This window comes from Cryptosporangium arvum DSM 44712 (assembly GCF_000585375.1).
In the GTDB taxonomy this organism is placed as follows: Bacteria; Actinomycetota; Actinomycetes; order Mycobacteriales; family Cryptosporangiaceae; genus Cryptosporangium; species Cryptosporangium arvum.
The window spans coordinates 8,903,448-8,920,534 of sequence record NZ_KK073874.1 but is presented as its reverse complement, the minus strand read 5'-3'; the positions used below and the strand labels follow the sequence as shown (position 1 = coordinate 8,920,534).

General features: G+C 72.3%; 21 protein-coding genes and 2 pseudogenes. 13 read left to right on the top strand and 10 right to left on the bottom strand.

Translation table 11 applies throughout. The features are described from left to right. The first annotated feature begins 2 nt into the window (after positions 1 to 2). A complete protein-coding gene (locus CRYAR_RS40855) occupies positions 3 to 1,025 on the top strand; it encodes a LacI family DNA-binding transcriptional regulator (protein WP_211247886.1) in 1,023 nt (340 codons plus the stop codon). Here CRYAR_RS40855 and CRYAR_RS40850 read toward each other — a convergent pair. Beyond that, positions 1,013 to 2,014 carry a glycoside hydrolase family 113 protein gene (locus CRYAR_RS40850; protein ID WP_035858930.1) on the bottom strand — a complete coding sequence of 334 codons (1,002 nt, stop codon included), beginning with the start codon at positions 2,012 to 2,014 and terminating at the stop codon, positions 1,013 to 1,015. The two genes, CRYAR_RS40855 and CRYAR_RS40850, sit on opposite strands and share 13 nt — an antisense overlap. A 73-nt stretch (positions 2,015 to 2,087) precedes the next feature. Here CRYAR_RS40850 and CRYAR_RS40845 point away from each other — a divergent pair, with 73 nt between their 5' ends. After that, positions 2,088 to 2,660: a TetR/AcrR family transcriptional regulator gene (locus CRYAR_RS40845; protein WP_035858927.1), complete on the top strand. Its 573-nt coding sequence runs from the start codon at positions 2,088 to 2,090 to the stop codon at positions 2,658 to 2,660. Positions 2,661 to 2,683: 23 nt separating this feature from the next. Here the strand turns inward: CRYAR_RS40845 and CRYAR_RS40840 are convergent, their stop codons facing one another. Next, positions 2,684 to 3,334 (bottom strand): alpha/beta hydrolase, encoded by a 651-nt coding sequence (locus CRYAR_RS40840; RefSeq protein WP_051571712.1) that lies wholly within the window; start codon positions 3,332 to 3,334, stop codon positions 2,684 to 2,686. A 120-nt stretch (positions 3,335 to 3,454) separates the two neighbouring features. Continuing rightward, positions 3,455 to 4,183 carry a TIGR03089 family protein gene (locus CRYAR_RS40835; RefSeq protein ID WP_157018489.1) on the bottom strand — a complete coding sequence of 243 codons (729 nt, stop codon included), beginning with the start codon at positions 4,181 to 4,183 and terminating at the stop codon, positions 3,455 to 3,457. A 59-nt stretch (positions 4,184 to 4,242) separates the two neighbouring features. On the opposite strand from CRYAR_RS40835, the gene CRYAR_RS40830 reads away from it, so the two are divergent. Continuing rightward, positions 4,243 to 4,674 carry a hypothetical protein gene (locus tag CRYAR_RS40830; protein ID WP_035858920.1) on the top strand — a complete coding sequence of 144 codons (432 nt, stop codon included), beginning with the start codon at positions 4,243 to 4,245 and terminating at the stop codon, positions 4,672 to 4,674. Positions 4,675 to 4,677: 3 nt separating this feature from the next. Here CRYAR_RS40830 and CRYAR_RS44385 read toward each other — a convergent pair whose 3' ends face one another. Both CRYAR_RS44385 and CRYAR_RS40815 read right to left on the bottom strand, forming a co-directional pair. Beyond that, positions 4,678 to 5,568 carry a hypothetical protein gene (locus CRYAR_RS44385; protein WP_157018487.1) on the bottom strand — a complete coding sequence of 297 codons (891 nt, stop codon included), beginning with the start codon at positions 5,566 to 5,568 and terminating at the stop codon, positions 4,678 to 4,680. A 37-nt stretch (positions 5,569 to 5,605) separates the two neighbouring features. Continuing rightward, on the bottom strand, positions 5,606 to 6,559 hold the full coding sequence (locus CRYAR_RS40815) for a helix-turn-helix transcriptional regulator (protein WP_035858917.1): 954 nt from the start codon (positions 6,557 to 6,559) through the stop codon (positions 5,606 to 5,608). A 62-nt stretch (positions 6,560 to 6,621) separates the two neighbouring features. Between CRYAR_RS40815 and CRYAR_RS40810 the strand changes: the two genes are divergently transcribed. Continuing rightward, positions 6,622 to 7,725 (top strand): epoxide hydrolase family protein, encoded by a 1,104-nt coding sequence (locus CRYAR_RS40810; protein WP_035858914.1) that lies wholly within the window; start codon positions 6,622 to 6,624, stop codon positions 7,723 to 7,725. Here CRYAR_RS40810 and CRYAR_RS40805 read toward each other — a convergent pair. After that, a complete protein-coding gene (locus tag CRYAR_RS40805; protein ID WP_035858912.1) occupies positions 7,693 to 8,214 on the bottom strand; it encodes a GNAT family N-acetyltransferase in 522 nt (173 codons plus the stop codon). The genes CRYAR_RS40810 and CRYAR_RS40805 overlap by 33 nt on opposite strands. A 53-nt stretch (positions 8,215 to 8,267) precedes the next feature. Here CRYAR_RS40805 and CRYAR_RS40800 point away from each other — a divergent pair, with 53 nt between their 5' ends. Continuing rightward, positions 8,268 to 8,498 (top strand): hypothetical protein, encoded by a 231-nt coding sequence (locus tag CRYAR_RS40800; RefSeq protein ID WP_035869917.1) that lies wholly within the window; start codon positions 8,268 to 8,270, stop codon positions 8,496 to 8,498. Here the strand turns inward: CRYAR_RS40800 and CRYAR_RS40795 are convergent. Beyond that, the gene (locus CRYAR_RS40795) at positions 8,479 to 9,102 is read right to left on the bottom strand and encodes a TetR/AcrR family transcriptional regulator C-terminal domain-containing protein (RefSeq protein ID WP_035858908.1); all 624 of its coding nucleotides are present in this window, start codon (positions 9,100 to 9,102) and stop codon (positions 8,479 to 8,481) included. The genes CRYAR_RS40800 and CRYAR_RS40795 overlap by 20 nt on opposite strands. Before the next feature lie 68 nt (positions 9,103 to 9,170). Here CRYAR_RS40795 and CRYAR_RS40790 point away from each other — a divergent pair, with 68 nt between their 5' ends. From CRYAR_RS40790 to CRYAR_RS40780, 3 genes are all read left to right on the top strand, one after another. Further along, complete coding sequence (locus CRYAR_RS40790; RefSeq protein ID WP_035858905.1) at positions 9,171 to 9,680, top strand: peroxiredoxin-like family protein; 510 nt, start codon at positions 9,171 to 9,173, stop codon at positions 9,678 to 9,680. A 97-nt stretch (positions 9,681 to 9,777) separates the two neighbouring features. Continuing rightward, the gene (locus tag CRYAR_RS40785; protein ID WP_051571707.1) at positions 9,778 to 10,803 is read left to right on the top strand and encodes a hypothetical protein; all 1,026 of its coding nucleotides are present in this window, start codon (positions 9,778 to 9,780) and stop codon (positions 10,801 to 10,803) included. Positions 10,804 to 10,953: 150 nt separating this feature from the next. Beyond that, positions 10,954 to 11,931: a MerR family transcriptional regulator gene (locus CRYAR_RS40780; protein WP_051571705.1), complete on the top strand. Its 978-nt coding sequence runs from the start codon at positions 10,954 to 10,956 to the stop codon at positions 11,929 to 11,931. Here the strand turns inward: CRYAR_RS40780 and CRYAR_RS40775 are convergent. Both CRYAR_RS40775 and CRYAR_RS40770 read right to left on the bottom strand, forming a co-directional pair. Next, a complete protein-coding gene (locus CRYAR_RS40775) occupies positions 11,860 to 12,504 on the bottom strand; it encodes a response regulator (RefSeq protein WP_035869910.1) in 645 nt (214 codons plus the stop codon). The two genes, CRYAR_RS40780 and CRYAR_RS40775, sit on opposite strands and share 72 nt — an antisense overlap. Continuing rightward, positions 12,501 to 13,610 (bottom strand): sensor histidine kinase, encoded by a 1,110-nt coding sequence (locus tag CRYAR_RS40770; RefSeq protein ID WP_051571703.1) that lies wholly within the window; start codon positions 13,608 to 13,610, stop codon positions 12,501 to 12,503. Before CRYAR_RS40770 ends, CRYAR_RS40775 begins: the two co-directional genes overlap by 4 nt. A 132-nt stretch (positions 13,611 to 13,742) precedes the next feature. Here CRYAR_RS40770 and CRYAR_RS40765 point away from each other — a divergent pair. The 3 genes and pseudogenes from CRYAR_RS40765 to CRYAR_RS40755 form a co-directional block, all read left to right on the top strand. Continuing rightward, positions 13,743 to 14,393, top strand: a pseudogene (locus CRYAR_RS40765) (ABC transporter ATP-binding protein); the annotation flags it as partial. Positions 14,394 to 14,434: 41 nt separating this feature from the next. Next, positions 14,435 to 15,124 (top strand): hypothetical protein, encoded by a 690-nt coding sequence (locus tag CRYAR_RS40760; protein ID WP_051571701.1) that lies wholly within the window; start codon positions 14,435 to 14,437, stop codon positions 15,122 to 15,124. A 34-nt stretch (positions 15,125 to 15,158) separates the two neighbouring features. Beyond that, positions 15,159 to 15,422 (top strand): hypothetical protein, encoded by a 264-nt coding sequence (locus CRYAR_RS40755; protein ID WP_157018485.1) that lies wholly within the window; start codon positions 15,159 to 15,161, stop codon positions 15,420 to 15,422. 11 nt (positions 15,423 to 15,433) lie between these two features. On the opposite strand, the pseudogene CRYAR_RS51420 reads toward CRYAR_RS40755, so the two are convergent. Further along, positions 15,434 to 15,526 (bottom strand): annotated as a pseudogene (locus CRYAR_RS51420) (winged helix-turn-helix transcriptional regulator); the annotation flags it as partial. Between the two features lie 187 nt (positions 15,527 to 15,713). On the opposite strand from CRYAR_RS51420, the gene CRYAR_RS40750 reads away from it, so the two are divergent. Both CRYAR_RS40750 and CRYAR_RS40745 read left to right on the top strand, forming a co-directional pair. Beyond that, positions 15,714 to 16,268, top strand: coding sequence for an alpha/beta fold hydrolase (locus CRYAR_RS40750; protein WP_051571698.1), 555 nt, complete (start codon positions 15,714 to 15,716; stop codon positions 16,266 to 16,268). Next, positions 16,252 to 17,073: an MOSC domain-containing protein gene (locus tag CRYAR_RS40745; protein ID WP_035858900.1), complete on the top strand. Its 822-nt coding sequence runs from the start codon at positions 16,252 to 16,254 to the stop codon at positions 17,071 to 17,073. The genes CRYAR_RS40750 and CRYAR_RS40745 overlap by 17 nt, the downstream gene beginning before the upstream one ends. Positions 17,074 to 17,087 lie beyond the last annotated feature (14 nt).

The following is a 17,087-nucleotide window of genomic DNA, read 5'->3' as shown; positions in this document are numbered from 1 at the left end:
GGGTGCAATCACCGCGGCCCCGAGTGACGATGACCGACGTGGCCCGCGCCGCCGGGGTGTCGCCGATGACCGTGTCGTACACGTACAACCGGCCCCAGCGCGTCTCGGCCGAGACCAGGGCGAAGGTGCTCGAGGTGGCGGCCTCACTGGGGTACGGGGGTCCCGACCCCAGCGCGCGCTCCCTGCGTTACGGCGCAACGCGCACGCTCGGCCTGGTGCTCGGTGAGCACCTCACGTACGCGTTCGACGACCCGCAGGCCGTGCGGTTCCTGGCCGGAATCGCCGAGGTGTGTGCCGAGCGGGGATACGGCGTCCTGATCGTGCCGACCGGCACCGGCGACGGGGACCCGGATCGGGTGATCGCCGCGGCGGTGGACGCGTACGTCGTCTGGACGACCACCGACGACGACCCGGTGCTCGCCGCCGCGTTCAGCACCCGGCGCCCGGTCGTCGTCCACGGTGGGCCGGAGCGCGCGGGTGCGACGATGATCGGTATCGACAACCGCACGGCGGCGCGGGCGGTGGGCGTCGAGGTGTTCGCGGGGGCCCGGCGTCCGGCGGTGCTGAGTTTCCCGGTCGATCGGGACCGCGAGACGTTCGTGCGGTCCGGGCTCGATCCGGCCACGGTCGCGTATCCGGTCACCCGCGATCGGCTGGCCGGTTACCGGGACGCGGCGATCGAGCTCGGGATCGACTGGTCGCAGGTGCCCGTCGGGGTGTGCCGGACGAACGACGCGGGCGAGGCGCGCTCGATGACCCGCCGGCTGTTCGAGGCCGACCCCGGGATCGACGCGGTCGCCGCGATGAGCGACCAGCTGGCGGCGGCGGCCCAGGACGAGGGGGCGCGGCGCGTCAGCGGTTGGGACGATTCGGACGTTGCGCGTCGGCACGACCTCACGACCGTGGCCCAGTCCCTGCGTGACCAGGGCGCCGCCTGTGCCACCGCCGCCCTGGGCGGCTCCGCGCCCGACCACCGCGACGCGTGGCGCTTGGTCCGCCGGGCGTCGACCGGTCAGCTCCCGTAGTGCTCGGCGATCGTGTGGAACGCGACCTTCGGCTCCCAGTGCCCGTCCTCGAACGGTTTGACGACGCCGTAGCTGGCCCGGTCGAGGTCGTCGCGGGGGTCGCCGTCCGGGCGGTGCGGGTAGTCGCGGAGGCCGAACGCGAACACGAACGTGCTGTCGACCCCCTCGGCGTCGAAGATCTCGAGTAGTTCGCGGATCGCCTCGGCCTGGCCGGCCTCGTCGCGCTCGTAGACGCCGTCCAGGTGCAGTGGCTCGGCGGTCTCGGGGTCGTTCACCACGATCTCCAGCCCGCGGGCTCCCCGGTCGGCAGCACCGCGGAACGTCGCGGCTCCGAACTCGGTGATCGCCAACGGCTTCTCGAACGCCGCGTAGGCGCGAACACCGTCGACGAATCGGTCCGCGATCTCGGCCGTGCGGTAGAGATCCACCGAGACGATGTCGAACGGGTCCCAGTTGACGCGTTCGAGCTGAACGGCCGCGTACGTGACCCGGCCGCCGAACCGCTCACGGACGACGCCCAGCGCCTGCCCGAGGAATTCGTTGACGTGCCGGGTCAGCTCGGCGAGGTGCCCGGCCAGCGACCGCGGATCGGTGAGCAGCGGCCGGACCCGCTCCGCGAGCGTCTCGCCGGGCAGGAAGCCGGGGTTCATCAGGGTCAGCTCGGCGCCGGTGACGAACACGACCTCCGCGCCGCCCGACCGGAGCTTCTCGGCCCGCTCGGCGCAGTCGGCGAAGAGCACCAGGATCTGTTCGTGGGTCAGCTCCAAAGGGTACGGCGAGTACCAGACTTCGAGGCCGAGTTCAGCTGCGATCCGGGCGGCGGCGTCGATTCGGTCGGGGTCGCCACCCGTGACGCGCACGGCGTTGCAGTGCAGCTCGTCGCGAACAGCGATGAGGTCACGGGTAACGTCGGCCAAGATCCAGCGGTCGGTGCGCGGTGTGGTGCCGTGGGTGAAGCCGGTGTCGTAGGTGATGCCTTTGGCGCGCATGGTGTCCTCCCGCTATTGGGTACTACTCGTACCTTATTTGCGAGCGGCCACGCGTCAAGTGAGAAGGTGGGGCATGCAGACCCGACGGCGAGGCGCGGCCCTGGAGGCGGCGATCCTGCGGGCCGCCGTCGACGAGCTGACCGAATCCGGCTTCGCCGGCCTCACGATGGACCGGGTCGCGCAGCGCGCGGGCACCAACAAGAACGCCATCTATCGACGCTGGCCCGATCGTGTCGCGCTCGGTCTCGCCGCCTACAAACAGATGGCCAGGGCGATCGAGCCGCCGGACACCGGCAGCCTCCGGGAGGACGCGCTGGAGACGCTCCGCCGGGCGAACCGGCATCTGAGCTCGCCGCTCGGGGTGATCCTGCGTGATCTCCTGGCCGCGGCCGGGGGTGTGACCGAGCTGCTGGGGGAACGGCCCGACGACACCCAGGGCGCGATGTGGCTGGTGATGCTGGGGCGGGCGGTTGCACGCGGTGAGGCCGCGCCGGAGGCGTTGCACCCGCGCGTGGCGACGGTGGCGATCGTGCTGCTGCGCAACGAGTTCGTCACCCGGGGCGTACCCACCGTGCCCGACGACGTCCTGGTCGAGATCGTCGACGAGGTGTACCTGCCGCTGGTCGCCGGACGCGCCGCCGGTTGAGTCGGCGGCGCGCCCGGTCGTCGTCAGAAGTGGCGGCGGAAGAAGCGCTCGGCGGACTCGATCTCGAAGCGGGGCACCTCGACGTGGCGGCCCGGGTTGGCGTGCAGCGTCTTCTCGGCCGAGCCGAGGGCCTCGAACAGCGCCAGGGCGTTCGCGCGGGGCACGAGCTCGTCGTCCCACTGCACGAGGAACTCGACCGGGACGTGGATGTCGGCGGCCCCGTCGACCGGGCCGAGCAGCCCGAGCACCGCGCAGGTGATCCGTGGCTCCGAAGCGACGAGCGGGACGCCGATCGCGGTGCCGAGCGAGACGCCCCAGAACCCGACGGGGGTGGTGATCGCCAACTCGTCGAGCGCCGCGCGCCACTCGGGCACGGCCTGCGCGGCGCGCTCGGCGTTCATCGCGGCGATGAGCGGGCCGATCGGCTCGCCGGCCGCCTTCCGCCGCCGGATCTCGTCCATCGCGCCCTCGTCGGTCGGCCGGCCGCCGTGGCCGGGAGCGTCGAGGGCGAGCACGCCGCACCCCAGCGTGCTGACGAAGTGCTCGGCGCGGGCGACGACGCCCGGAGCCTGGCTGTGCTGGCCGCCGCCGTGGGCGACGAGCACCCAGGCTTTGGGCTCGTCAACGGGCGTCCAGAGGGTGCCGGTGACGTCGTTCAAAGCGAATTTCTGCACGTTCGTACCTTTCGGGAAACAGCTCCCGTCAGGCCGATCGGCGATCGACCAAGTGGGAGCCCCAACCAATTCCAGCGGTAATGGGTCTCACCTCCTCGGGTCGTTCGCGGTCGCCGAACCCTACACCAGGGTGTGCGTGACGCCCTCCGCGGTTGTCAGCTCGTCCAGCCGGGTCCGGTCGAGGTGCGCGCAGACCACCACCGACGCACTGGCCGCGAGCGGCGCGAGCAGCCAGTGCACCGGCTGTTCGAAGGTCGCGGCGTCGACGAGGAGCCGGTCGCCGGCCCGGAGGCCCAGCTGGGCGGCGATCTCCACGGCGAGTGCGCCCCACTGCCGGTAGGTGGTGCCGTCGGCGGTGGCGGCGTCGGTCCAGCGCAGCGGCGCGGAGGACGGCAGCGTGTCGCTGAACCGTTTCGATTCGACGAGGTAGTCGCGATAGCCGGGGTGCACCCCCCGGGCGGCCAGGACGAAGCGGTGCCGGGCCGGTGGTGGTCGGTCGAGCCAGCTGCCGAGGCGCGCGGCGCTGACGAAGCTAGCGCCCAGCGGTCCGTCGTCAGGTCGGCCGAGGCCCGCGGTCGACCACGGCCGGTAGGAGACCGAGACCCCGGCGGCCCACGCGCCGAGCAGGATGCCCGCGGTGAGCCAGTGCGGCGGGAGCAGCACGGCCGCTCGATCACCGATCCGCAGACCGCACCCGGAGTGCAGGAGCCCGGCCGTACGGGCCGCCCATCCGCTGAGCTCACGCACGGTGAGTTCAGTGCGCTCCCCGGTGGAGTCGTCGTGATAGATCAGCGCGGGCCGGTCGGGCTCGGCCGGGAGCGCGGCCCCGAAGAGCTCAGGTAACGACATGCGGTCAGGATATCCTGACCGCATTCGACAGGGAAGCCTGACGGCCATAGGATGGAGCCATGTTCGCGTCACTCCTCGGGCACACCGGATCGGCGGCGCCCGGCGCGTCGGGGGTCCGTGCGGTGTGCACCTGCGGCTGGGTGGGGCCCACCGAGTACCCGCCGGGCGACGCCGCCACCTGGAGCGCGTCCGCCGACTGGGGCGTCCACATTGGTGCGGTCGCTGCGGTGATGCCTCCGGACTGGCTGCTCAACCGCTCCGACGGTCTGCGCGAGGACCTCACTGACCTGGCGCGGGAGCACCCGAAGCAGGCGCTCGGAGTGCTCGCTGCGATCGAGCGATGGCACCGCCCACTGCTGCAGCAGGCCGTCGACGCCGCCCGCGCGAACGGTTCGTCGTGGGCCGAGATCGGGACGGCGCTCGGCGTCACCAAACAGTCCGCGCACGAACGCTTCAGCGACCCCGGACGCCGTCGCGCGGCCTCCGGGTAAGGCTCAATCCACCAGCCGCGCCAGCGCGGTGAGGCTCGCGACGAGCGCCGACACGTGTTCCAGCGCGCGCCGGTGACCGAGCTCGACGGCGGCGAAGTCGGGCCCGGCCCCGGCGGCCAGCTCGTTCACCAGGTCGTGCACGTGCCCGACGAGCAGATCGGCGGCCCGCGCGCACGATGCGATCGCCATCGACGTGCCGACCAGCTGGCCGAGCGCGTCGATGTTGTGGTTCATCAGCGTGAGGTACTCGTCGACCTCGTGGCCCGGCCAGCGCAGCACCGGCTGGAGGATCCGGTACAGGTCGGCTCCGGCGCGGTGGAGCTCGGCGGCGCCCGACTCCAGCGTCTCCGCCTGCGACGCCACCACGTCCGGCGTCCCGGTGAGGCCGTGGAGAATTCCGCGCAGCGGCCGGGGTGCCGCCGGTTCGACGGCGGCGACGAGCCGGGGCGCAGGCAGGCCCGGGCCGAGGCGCGGATCGACCCACGCGCCGTCCAGGATCTCGTCGAGGAGTTCGACGAACCGGGTGCCGGGTTCGTGGAGCGTACGCGGGCCGCGGATCACGATCGTGCCGCCGCCCTCGGAGCGGGCCGGCCCGGGTAAGCCGACGGCCCACCGGCTGACCGGCTCGGTGTCCCGCCGCGACTCGACGGTCTCCCACAGGCTCTGGGAGATCAGCGCGAAGTTCTCCGCGACGTACTCGATGAGCTCGATCTGCCGGAGCGTCACCCGCTCCAGCGCCTCGGCGATCCAGCCGGCCAGCGAGCCGAACGACGTGTCGTCCCAGCGCAGCCCGGCCGACTCGGCGGCGACCTGATCGACCCGGAGACGCAGCGTCGCGACGGCCGCCGCGTGCGCGCTCAGCGTCGCGGTGTCCACTGCCCAGCCGTCGGCCATGCGCCCATCCTCGCGGCGCGCGCAAGCGGCGCACTCCTCAATCGAGGGCCCCGCTCATGCGATCGCGCAACACCCGGAACCGTTCGATCAGTTCCGGTGGCTCGTGCACGGTGAACTCGAAGCCGAGCAGCGTGACGTGGAACGCCAGGCCGTCGAGCGAGTTCGAGCCGGACCGGAGCGTGCACGAGTGGTCGTCGATCGCCTCGATCAGCCCGGCCTCGGCCGAGACCTTCGCCGCGACGCGCTCGGCGGGCGCGTGCATCGTGAACCGCGCCTGGTAGCGGTACTGCTGCACGCCGACCGCCCACGATGCGTAGGCGCCGATGTCCAGGTCGGGGGGCGTGCGCGGAACGAACCGCGGCCCGGGCGGGGTCCACGGCCGGAGCCGGTCGACGCGGAACGTCCGCCAGTCGTCGCGATCGAGGTCGAACGCGACCAGGTACCAGCGGCGCCCGGCGTGGACGAGCTTGTGCGGCTCGACCTGCCGGAGCGACTCGGTGTCGTCGTGGCTCCGGTAGTCGATCCGTAGCCGCTGGTGGTCGCGGCAGGCCGCGGCGAGCGTCGTCAGCAGATCGGCGGAGACCACGGCGACGGGACGGTTGGCGCTGACCGTGGACGCGCTGAACGCGGACACCCGATGGCGCAGGTGCGAGGGCAGGAGCTGCTCCAGCTTCAGGAGCGCGCGCACGGACGTCTCCTCGATGCCGGCGACCGAGCCGTTCGCCGCGGTGCGCAGCCCCACGGCCACCGCGACGGTCTCCTCGTCGTCGAGCAGCAGCGGCGGCATGCTGCTCCCCGCGCCCAGGCGGTACCCGCCGATGTTGCCGACCGTGCCGTGCACCGGGTAACCGAGCTCGCGTAGCCGGTCGACGTCACGGCGGACCGTCCGCACGGTGACGCCGAGCCGGTCGGCCAGCTGTGGCCCGGACCAGTCCTGGTGCTGCTGCAGGAGCGAGAGCAGCCGGAGGAGGCGCGCGGACGTTTCGAGCATGCGTTGATTCTCGCGCGCAACGAGGACAGAAGCTGACCTCATTGGCGAGAAGAGTCGGAGGCATGAAACCTTTCCGCACCGAATTTCCGCAGGCTGACCTCGACGACCTCCGGACCCGGCTGACGAACACCCGCCGGCCGTCGCAGGTGCCCGACGTCGGTTGGGCGCGTGGGGTGCCGGTCTCCTGGCTCGACGAACTGCTCGCCCAGTGGGTCACGCACGATTGGCGGGCGACCGAGGCCCGGCTCAACGCGTACCCGCAGTTCGTCACCGAGATCGACGGGCAGTCGATCCACTTCCTCCACGTGCGGTCGTCGCACGCGGACGCGTCGCCGCTGATCCTGCTGCACGGGTGGCCCGGCTCGATTCTGGAGTTTCTCGACGTCATCGAGCCGCTCACCGCAGCCGGTTACCACCTGGTGATCCCGTCGCACCCGAACTTCGGTCTCACCGGTCCGGCCGGAGCGGGCTGGGACAGCCACCGGATCGCGTCGGCCTACGCGGTGCTGATGGCCCGGCTCGGCTACGACCGGTACTTCGCACAGGGTGGGGACTTCGGCGCGTTCGTCGCGCCCGATCTCGGCCGGGTGGACGCCGAGCACGTGGCGGCGGTGCACGTGAACGCGGCGACCGTGGGGTTCATCCCGTTCGAGGAGCCGGAGGGGGAGTTCACCGATACGGAGAAGGCGCGGCTGGAGCGTCGGCAGCAGTTCATGGACGACGGCAGCGGCTACTTCCAGATCCAGGCGAGCCGGCCGCACACGCTGGGCTTCGGGCTCGCCGACTCGCCGGCCGGGCAGCTCGCGTGGATCGGCGAGAAGTTCCACGACTGGGCGCACCCGGCGGGCTCGATCGCCGCGGCGCACGTGCTGGACCACGCGACGCTCTACTGGCTCACGAACACCGGGGCGTCGTCGGCGCAGATGTACTACGAGTCGATGCATTCCGGGCGGTGGCCGACGCCGTCGTCGGTGCCGACCGGCGTCGCGAACTTCGCCGAGGACGTCGCGATCCGGAAGTACGCCGAGCCGCTGAACAACATCGTGCACTGGGCCGAGTACGACCGGGGTGGCCACTTCGCGGCCCTGGAGGTGCCGTCGCTCTTCGTCGAGGAGGTCAGCGGCTTCTTCGGCTCACGAGAGGTCGGGAGCCGGATCGGTGCGTAGGCGGCTGTAGAGCAGGCCGTCGCGCCACTCGCCGTCGGCGAACTCCGCGGCCCGGACGCGGCCCTCCAGCTGGAAGCCGGCCTTCACCAGCGACTTCTGTTCGGCGATGTTCTCCACCCGGGTGCCGGCCTGGATCCGCTGGACCGGTCCGTGGTCGAACAGGTAGTCGCAGAGCATGGCCTGGGCGCGCCAGCCGATGCCCTGCCCGCGCCGCTCCGGTACGACGACGATGCCGATCTCCCAGCTCAACCTAGGTGCGCCGATCGACGACGTGCGCCAGTTGAGTAGGGCGACGGCGTCGGGGCCGCGCTCGGCCACGAGCCAGCTGTTGGACTCGCTGAAGTACCCGTCCGAAGCGAGCCGGCGGGCGGGCTGGCCCGGATCGTCGAACCCGGGCCAGCCCGGACCCCAGAACTCGGGATCGGTGCGGAGCCGCTGGAACAGGACGAGATCCTTCTCGGCGACCGGGCGGAACCGTAAGTCGTCCATCAACCCTCCTCAGGGTGGGTACATCGTCGAACGTGTGTTCGTAAGCTGTGGTCATGCGAGTGGTCCGGCACTGGTGGAACCAGCAGTGGGGGCGGCTGGGGCGCCGTGACGTCTACGTACGCGGTGACGGCACCCGGTTCGAGGTCGAGGTGGCCCAGGGCGGCGCGGAGGGCCGGCGGTGGCTGGCGCTGTTCGACAGCCTCGACGAGGCGGTCGATGAGGCCGAGAAGCACCTCCGCGACCCCCACGACAGCTGGCGGGACGTCAGCGACGCGCACGCGTAGACCCCGGGGCGGCCAGGCCGCGGAGCAAGGCGTTCAGGCCGTCGGTGAATTCCTCGTCGGCGGGCAGGCTCAGCGCGCGGCGCGCGTTCGCGCTGGTGTGGGGGAACTCGTCCGGGTGCAGTTCGGCCAGTGCCCGGGTGCCCGCTCCGGACAGGGGGCCGAGGTGCTCAAGCTGCATCGCGCCGACCAGATAGCTGAACACCGCCCGCACCGCGACGACGCGCTCCCGGTCGGCGAACCCGGCCTCGGTGAGCACGGCGAGCAGCGACTCGGCCCAGCGTAGGGCGCCGGGCGAGCGGTGCCGGTGGGTGAGCGTCAGCGTCACCGCGGCCGGGTGGGCGGCGAACGCGGCGCGGACCCGCTCGGCCAGCGCCACGACCTGCGTTTCCCAGGCTCCGGTCGGCGGCCGGGTGTCGACGGTGCCGAAGACGTGGTCGACCACCAGTCGTTCGAGCTCGTCCCGGTCGGCCACGTAGCGGTAGAGGCCCATCGGGCTCATTCCGAGTTCGGCGGCGACCGTGCGCATGGAGAGGTCCCGCCGGTCGGCCACCGCGAGGGCGGCGACGGCGAGCTGATCGGTGGTGAGAGACCGAGGTCGAGGCATGGCCTTGACAGCGTACGGCTTACGCTTACCGTTGTAAGCGTAAGCCGTACGCTAACGAGGAGGCGGCGATGGTCGTGACCGTGTTCGGTGAGCCCGTGAGCCTCCGGCCCACCGAAGGATTCGTTCATCTGCAGTTCCGGCGGTTCGCCGGGTGCCCCGTCTGCAACCTGCATCTGCGGACGATCGTCGAGCGCCACGACGAGCTCGTCGCCGCCGGTGTGCACGAAGTCGTCGTGTTCCACTCGCCCGCGGACGAGCTGCGGAAGCACGCGACGGGGTTACCGTTCGCCCTGGTCGCGGACCCGGACAAGACGTTGTACCGCGAGTGGGGGGTCGAGTCGGGGCGTCGGGCGCTGCTGAACCTCGCCGTGTGGCCGGTGATCGCGCGGTCGGTCGTCGCCGGGATCCGTCGCCGGGACCGGATGCCCGCGTTGTCCCAGCCGGGTGGCCGGCTCGGGCTGCCCGCCGACTTCTTGATCGCTCCCGGCGGGGCGGTGGTGGCGTCGAAGCGCGGTACGCACGCCTACGACCAGTGGTCGGTGGACGAGATCCTCGAGCACGCCTCGACTTTGGTCTAGGGGCGGACTACCTGTGGGCGCTGAGGACGGGGTGGGGCTCGGCTGAACCTGGGGATGCGCCGGCGGAGAGCCGGGCGGAACCTGGGAGGAGTCACCGATGTCCCGTCGAAGGCGAATCGCCGCCGTGGTCGCGCTGGGGGTACTGGCGCCGTGGGCCGCGGAATGCTCGTGGGGCGGGTTCGCGCTCCGCGACTACCCGCTCGTGGTGGTGTTCCTCGGTCCGCTCTACGGCGGCGCGGCGATCCTCGTCCGCGAAGCGGTCCGGCGCGCCGGCCTCGGCTGGCCGTCGATCGCGCTGCTCGGAGCCGCGTTCGGCGTGTACATGGCCGGGTTGGTCGATCAGTCCCTGTTCAACCCGAGCTACCTCGACGACACCGAGTACGCCGGTCTGATCCGTGACCCGGCCCTGACCCGGCTGCCGGGCCTCGGGCTCAGCGTCGGCGACGCGTTCAACTACGTCGGCAACCACATCGTCCTGAGCATCGGTCTGCCGATCGCGGTCGTGGAGTCGATCGTCGGGGCCGAGGGGCGTCGTGAGCCGTGGCTCGGTCGGTGGGGGCTCGGCGGCGTCGGTGTGCTGTTCGTGCTCGGGAGCCTGCTGATCCACTCCGACGCCGCCAAGGGCTTCACCGCCGCGCCGCATCAACTCGGGGCGGCGGTGGCGATCGTCGTCGTGCTCGTCGTGCTGGCGTTGGTCCCGGGCCGGCTCGCGTGGAGTTGGCCGCAGCCGAAGGCCTGGGAACGGGGGGAGGAGCGGCGGGCGCCGTGGGCGATGTGGAGCGCGGTGGTCGCCCTGGCGGCGGCGGCCAGCGTGGACCTCGTCCCGGGTTGGGCCGGCGTCGCGATCAACGCCGGGGCGATCCTGGTCGCCGTCGTCGTGATCGTCCGCTGGTCCCGGCTCCCCGGCTGGAGCCAGCGACACGTGCTCGCGGCGTTCTCCGGCCCGCTGGTGCTGTCCGCCGTCGTGGCGTACGTCGTGCCGAACTACGACCCCGCGTCCCCGGCCGAGGCGATCCTCGGCGACGTCACGATCACGGTGGTCACGGTCGCCTTGCTGACCACGGCTTTCCTCCGGCTGCGCCGCGAAAGCCGACCCGAGGTCGACCAGTACGTACCAAAATAACCAGGATTTCGGGCTCTTGTGGTTATCGTCAGCGGGCGTCGGTGCTCCGGGCGATGCCGGTCGACTGGTTGCGCTGTTTCAGCCGATCGACCGGCTTCGGGGCCGATAACCGCTTGAGTCTCCAGCCGGTGGAGACCGCACGCTGTTCGCGTGGACGACCTGTACTCGATCGGTGAACTGGCCCACCGGACCGGCCTGTCGGTCCGGACCATCCGGTTCTACGCCGACGCCGGTGTCGTGCCGGCGACCGCACGCAGCGCCGCCGGTTACCGGCTGTACGACGTCGACGCCGTCGCGCGCCTGGAGCTGGTCCGCACGCTGCGCGACCTCTGGCTCGACCTCGCGACGATCCGGCGGGTCGTCGACCGGCGGGTGTCGCTCGCCGAGGTCGCCGCGGCGCACGGCGACGCGCTCGACGTCCAGATCCGCACCCTGACCGCCCACCGCACGGTGCTGTCGCTGATCGCGGCCCGTGGCACCGATCCCTCGGAGGTTCCCCTCATGCACCGACTGGCCCGGCTCTCCGCCGCCGAGCGCAACCGACTCGTGACGACGTTCGTCGAGGAGACGTTCGGCGACCTGGACGCCAACCCGGAGTTCGTCGAGATGATGCGCGCGGCGCTGCCGGAGCTGCCCGACGACCCGAGCGCCCAGCAGCTCGACGACTGGGTCGCGCTGGGTGAGCTCATCCAGGACCCGCGGTTCCGGGCCGCGGCCCGCCGCGCCGCCGAGCACCAGGCCGCCGAGCGGGCGGCCGGCGACCGCACCGGGCTGCACGGTGCGCTGACCGGGAACGTGCTCGCGCTCGTCGGCGACGCCGTCGCGGCCGGCGTCGACCCGGCGTCCGCGGCGGCGAAACCCGTGGTCGACGACGTGCTGGCCGCCTACGCCTCCGAGTTCGGCGCCGTGCACCCGGAAGCGCTGATCACGCGCCTGGAGATCGGTGGCGACCCCTACGCCGAGCGTTACTTCCAGCTCCTGTCGCGCGTCAACGGCTGGCCCGAGCCCCCGTCGATGCAACCGGCCGTGCGGTGGCTGACCGCGGCGCTGCGCGCGTCAGCTCCGGAGAGCGTCGTGCACCACCAACGCGATCTGGACGCGGTTCGCCGCGTCGAGTTTGGTGAGTAGGCGGGACACGTGCGCCTTCACGGTCGGCAGGCTCATCCGCAGCTCAGCGGCGATCTCGGCGTTCGAGCCACCACGCCCCACCGCGAGGGCGACCTCCCGCTCCCGAGCCGTGAGCCGATCGAGCAGCACGCGCGCGTGGCCACGTCGGGGAGCGGTTTCGGCCAGGTGCTCGATCAGCTGCTTGGTCACCGATGGCGACAACATCGCGTCGCCGGCCACGACCGTCCGCACGGCCTGGATCAGCTCCCGCGGCGGCGTGTCCTTGAGCAGGAACCCGCTGGCGCCGGCCCGCAGGGCACGCAGCACGTAGTCGTCGGCGGAGAAAGTCGTCAGCACGATCACGTGCGGGCCGCTCGTTCGTGACCGCAGCCGCTCGGTCGCGACCAACCCGTCGACGTTCGGCATCCGGATGTCCATCAGCACGACGTCCGGTGAGTGCGCGTCCACGACCCGGGCCGCCTCGGCTCCGTCCGCGGCCTCGGCGACGATCGTGATGTCGGGGGCGGCGGCCAGCAGCAGCCGTAACCCGGCCCGCACCAGCGGATCGTCGTCGACGATGGCCAGTCGGATCACGTCGGCCAGGGCAACCACCCCTCCAGGCGGAAGCGGCCGTCGGCGTCGGAGCCGTGCTCCAAGCGACCGCCGGCCAGCGCGAACCGTTCGCGTAACCCGACGAGACCCAGCCCGGCGCCGGGCACCGCGGAGTGCGGCGTCAGCGGAAGCGGGTTCGTGATCCGCACCTGCAGGCCCTCGCCCGGCGCGCCCGAGACCCGCACGTCCGCGACCGTGTGCGGCGCGTGCTTGCGGACGTTCGTCAGCCCTTCCTGCACCAGCCGGTACACGGTGCGGCCGGCGGTGGCCGGCACCAGGGCGTCGACCGCGCAGTCGTAGGAGACCTCGGTGCCCGCGGTGCGTGCCGTCTCGACCAGCTCCGGCAGGTCACCGAGGTCGGGCTGGGGCCGTTCACCGCCGCCGTTCGCGGGCTCGGCCCGCAGCACCCCGATGATCTCGCGGAGGTCCTCCAGCGCCTCGTGCGTGTTGCTGCGGATCACGCCGGCCGCCTCCGCGATCTCCTCCCGACGCGCGTCGACGCGGATCTCCAGCGCGCCCGCGTGCAGGCTGAGCAGCGACAACCGGTGCGCCAGGATGTCGTGCATCTCGCGGGCGATGCGGGTGCGCTCGGTGAGCCTGGCCTGATCGACGCGCAGGTGCTGCTCGGCCTCCAGCTGGGTGGCCCGGTCACGCAACGACTGGACCAGTTGCCGCTGCGCCCGCACGGCCGACCCCCAGCCGACCGCGGCGGCGAGGCACGCACCGCGCAGCGCGAAGTCGACCCAGATCGGGAACGCCGGGTCGCGGTGCAGCACGAAGAACAGCGGCACGGTCGCGAGGTTCGCGGCGGCCACGGCCAGCGCCACCCGCGCCCGGTGCGCGACGGCGACGCTGAACACCGCCACGGTGATCGGCGCGCTCGCCGCACCCACCACGACCCCGATCGGCGTGAACGCCAGCGCCAGCGCGAGCGGCCACCGCGTACGCCACCAGAGCGCGACGCAGCAGGCGCCTGCCGTCGCCGCGGCCAGGTACCAGGGCAGGAACGGCGGGTCACCGAACCGCGCCAGGAACGCGGTGGCACACAGCGTCACCAGGACCGTGGTGCCGTCCCGGAGCCGTGTCACGAGTTCAGGGTAGGTGCGCGGGGTGCGCCGGGGCAGTGCCGGAAGGACCTGTCGACCCACTACTTCGGTAGGGGCCCGACCGCGTACGGCGGCCGATGTGCCGGTGCCGGGCGGTCGTCGAGTCTCGGAGCCATGATCGACGTCCACGAACTCACGAAGCGCTACGGCGACCGGCTCGTCGTCGACAACGTCTCGTTCCGCTGCGAACCCGGCACCGTGACCGGTTTCCTCGGTCCCAACGGCGCCGGCAAATCGACCACGCTGCGCCTGCTCTGCGGTCTGGGGCGGCCGACGTCCGGCGAGGCGCTTGTCGGCGGCGTGCCCTACCGCGAGCTGCCCGATCCGGGGCGCCGCGTCGGAGTGCTGCTCGACGCGTCCGCCCAGCACGGCGGCCGGACCGGGCGCGAAGTCCTGGCGCTGTCGGCCGCGGTCCTCCGGGTCGACGCCGATCGGGTGGACGCGCTGCTCGACGAGGTCGGGCTGGCTGACGCCGCCCGTCGGCGGGTCCGCGGTTACTCGCTGGGCATGCGCCAGCGGCTGGGCGTCGCGCACGCGTTGCTCGGCGATCCCGAGGTGCTGATCCTCGACGAGCCGGCCAACGGGCTCGACCCGGAGGGCATCTGGTGGATGCGCGGCCTGGTGCGTTCGTACGCGGACCGGGGCGGCACCGTGTTGCTGTCGTCGCACCTGCTCGCGGAGGTCGACCGGAGCGCCGACCGGCTGGTCGTCATCACCAGGGGGCGGATCGTCGCCCAGGGCACGCGCGACGAACTCGGTGGCGACGACCTGGAAGCGATGTTCCTGCGGTTGACCGGAGTGACGTCGTGACGTTCGGAGTCGAGCTGCGCAAGGCCGTGGACACCCGCGCGGCCGCGGCCCTGCTGGCGACGATCGGGGTGCTCGTCGCGGCCGTGACGGGAGCGCAGCTGGCGTTCGCCGACGACCGCACCTGGGCGTCGGTGGTCGCGAACGCGCAGCAGCCCGTGTCGGTGCTGACGCCGCTGCTGGGGTTGTTGCTGGTGACCGGTGAATGGTCCCAGCGCACGGCACTGACGACGTTCGTGCTGGTGCCGGTTCGCTCCCGGGTCGTCGTGGCGAAGTTCCTGGCCGCGAGCGTGCTCTCGCTGCTGGTGACGGCGGCGGGGTTCGCGATCACGTTCGTGTTGCTGCTCGGCAGCGAGTGGCGGTTCTCCGGTTCGGTGGTGCTGCAGCTGACGCTCGTGAACTGGTTGACGACGATGTTCGGCACGTCGTTCGGGCTGCTGCTGTGGCACTCGGCCCCGGCGATCGTCGTGTACTACGTGGTGCCGTTCGGGTGGACGTTCGTCGGGCGGATCGTGCCCGGCCTGGAGCGGGTGTCGCCGTGGCTCGACATCGGGCAGTCGCGGACGCCCCTCGCCGGGCCGGGGGTCGAGGCCGGCGAGTGGGCCCAGCTCGGCACGTCGTCGCTGCTCTGGATAGCGCTGCCGGCCGCCGTCGGCGTCCTCCGCCTGAACCGGGCCGACCTCAGCTGACCCGGGGCGTGGGGCGAAGACCAACTGGCGGAACGTGGCTACTGAGCATTCGATCTCGGCGTCCACGTCCCGTGCGTCGGAGCGGATGACGTCGAACCGGCCGCCGTTCACGGTGGTGACCAGCCGATCGTCGTCGAGCAGGAGCGCGCACCGCACGGACACGTCACCCGCGGCGGTCGGATCGAACGTCGTCCGCAGGGCCAGGGCCAGCGCGTCGACGGACAACTCCGCGGTGGAGGTGAGTGCGGTGCGGCTTCCCCACCGCGACAACTCGACGAGCGCGGGCCCGAGCGCGTAGCCGCTCCCGGTGAGCTCGTAGACCGCCGCGCGCGTCGGCGGGCCGAGCTGCCGGCGCCGCAGCACCTCGGCGTGTTCCAGCTCGCCGAGTCGCTGCGTCAGCATGCTCTGACTCGCGCCGGGCAACCCGTATGGGTCGTCGTCCGTGGCCGAGACCCTGCTCACCTCCACCGAGCTCGCCCGGCTCGCGTTGCGTCCGAGCTGGGTCGGCGTGCTCGACTTCGAGACCCGGTTCCCGGGCCCGCCGGCCGGGGGATCGGCATGACGACGTACGGGCTCGTTCCCGGCGCTGGTGGGAGCGCCCATCCTCGAACAGCGGGGGCACACGGCGGTCGGGGAGCGCGACGACCTCGTGCTGGTGGGTCAGTCGATGGGTGGGTTCACCGTGCCGCTCGTCTGCGACCGCGTCCCGGTCGCTCGGTTGATCCTGGTCAACGCGATGATCCCGACGCCGGGCGAGAGCGGAGGGGAGTGGTGGACGGCGACCGGGCAGGGTCCGGCCCGGCGTGAGCTCGACGTGCGCGACCCGGATGCGGAGTTCGACCCGGCCGTGACGTTCCTGCACGACGTGCCGGCGGACGTCGTCGCCACCGGCGCGGACGAGAACCTGGAGCAGTCGGGCACGCCGTTCGCGAAGCCGTGGCCGCGGCGCGCCTGGCCGGACGTGCCCACCCGCGTGATCGCCGGTCGCGACGACCGGCTGTTCCCGGTCGACTTCCAGGTGCGCGTCGCGCGGGAGCGGCTCGGCCTCACGCCGGAGATCGTGCCCGGCGGGCACCTGGTCGCCCTGAGCTACCCGTCCGAACTCGCCGCCGCAATACAGTCGGACCGTGGCGACGATCGTTGAGCTGGCCTCCTATCCGGTGAAGTCGTGTGCGGCCGCGCCGGCCGGGTCGCTCGCTATCGGTCCGGCCGGACCGGCGCACGACCGCGCGTTCCTGGTCACCGACGCCGACGGCGACTTCCGCACGCAGCGGGCGGTGCCGCGGCTGGCGGTGATCCGTCCGACGGTCGCCGAGGACGGCACGACGCTGACGCTGCGCGCGCCCGGTGTCGAGCCCTGCGTGGTACCCATCGACCTGGCGGGCCCGAGAACGCCGGTGTCGCTGTTCGGCGACCCCTACACCGGTATCGACCAGGGCGACGACGTGGCCGGCTGGCTCGGCACGGTGCTCGAGGGCACCTACCGGCTGATGCGGGTGCCGCCCGAGCACGACCGCGTCACCAAAGGGGAGACCGACGGCACCGCGAGCTACGCCGACAGTTCGCCGCTGATGCTGCTGTCCCGCGCTTCCCTCCGGGGCCTCCAGGACCGGCTGGGTCACGAACTGCCGATGACCCGGTTCCGGCCGAACATCGTCGTCGACGGGTGGGACGAGCCGCACGCCGAGGACCGGCTCCGGCGTTTCCGGGTGGGCGACGCGGAGCTGGCGTTCGCCAAGCTCTGCCTGCGGTGCGCGGTGGTCACCGTGGACCAGGAGACCGGCCGGAAACGCGGCCCGGAGCCGCTGCGCATGCTCGCGACCTACCGCCGCGTACCCGGAGGCCTGGCGTTCGGCGTCAAGATCTCGGTGGTGCGCGGGGGCAAGATCTCGGTCGGGGACGCACTCGAGGTGGACGCTTGGGCCGATCCGACCGCTGCCCGCGACTGAGAAGGCGCCTCCAC

Excerpts from the sequence above, each read along its gene's own strand:
- CRYAR_RS40850 (WP_035858930.1), bottom strand. The coding sequence starts at position 2,014 with ATGCGCGCCAAAGGCATCACCTACGACACCGGCTTCACCCACGGCACC.
- CRYAR_RS40845 (WP_035858927.1), top strand. The coding sequence starts at position 2,088 with ATGCAGACCCGACGGCGAGGCGCGGCCCTGGAGGCGGCGATCCTGCGG.
- CRYAR_RS40835 (WP_157018489.1), bottom strand. The coding sequence starts at position 4,183 with ATGTCGTTACCTGAGCTCTTCGGGGCCGCGCTCCCGGCCGAGCCCGAC.
- CRYAR_RS40830 (WP_035858920.1), top strand. The coding sequence starts at position 4,243 with ATGTTCGCGTCACTCCTCGGGCACACCGGATCGGCGGCGCCCGGCGCG.
- CRYAR_RS44385 (WP_157018487.1), bottom strand. The coding sequence starts at position 5,568 with ATGGCCGACGGCTGGGCAGTGGACACCGCGACGCTGAGCGCGCACGCG.
- CRYAR_RS40815 (WP_035858917.1), bottom strand. The coding sequence starts at position 6,559 with ATGCTCGAAACGTCCGCGCGCCTCCTCCGGCTGCTCTCGCTCCTGCAG.
- CRYAR_RS40810 (WP_035858914.1), top strand. The coding sequence starts at position 6,622 with ATGAAACCTTTCCGCACCGAATTTCCGCAGGCTGACCTCGACGACCTC.
- CRYAR_RS40805 (WP_035858912.1), bottom strand. The coding sequence starts at position 8,214 with ATGGACGACTTACGGTTCCGCCCGGTCGCCGAGAAGGATCTCGTCCTG.
- CRYAR_RS40800 (WP_035869917.1), top strand. The coding sequence starts at position 8,268 with ATGCGAGTGGTCCGGCACTGGTGGAACCAGCAGTGGGGGCGGCTGGGG.
- CRYAR_RS40795 (WP_035858908.1), bottom strand. The coding sequence starts at position 9,102 with ATGCCTCGACCTCGGTCTCTCACCACCGATCAGCTCGCCGTCGCCGCC.
- CRYAR_RS40790 (WP_035858905.1), top strand. The coding sequence starts at position 9,171 with ATGGTCGTGACCGTGTTCGGTGAGCCCGTGAGCCTCCGGCCCACCGAA.
- CRYAR_RS40785 (WP_051571707.1), top strand. The coding sequence starts at position 9,778 with ATGTCCCGTCGAAGGCGAATCGCCGCCGTGGTCGCGCTGGGGGTACTG.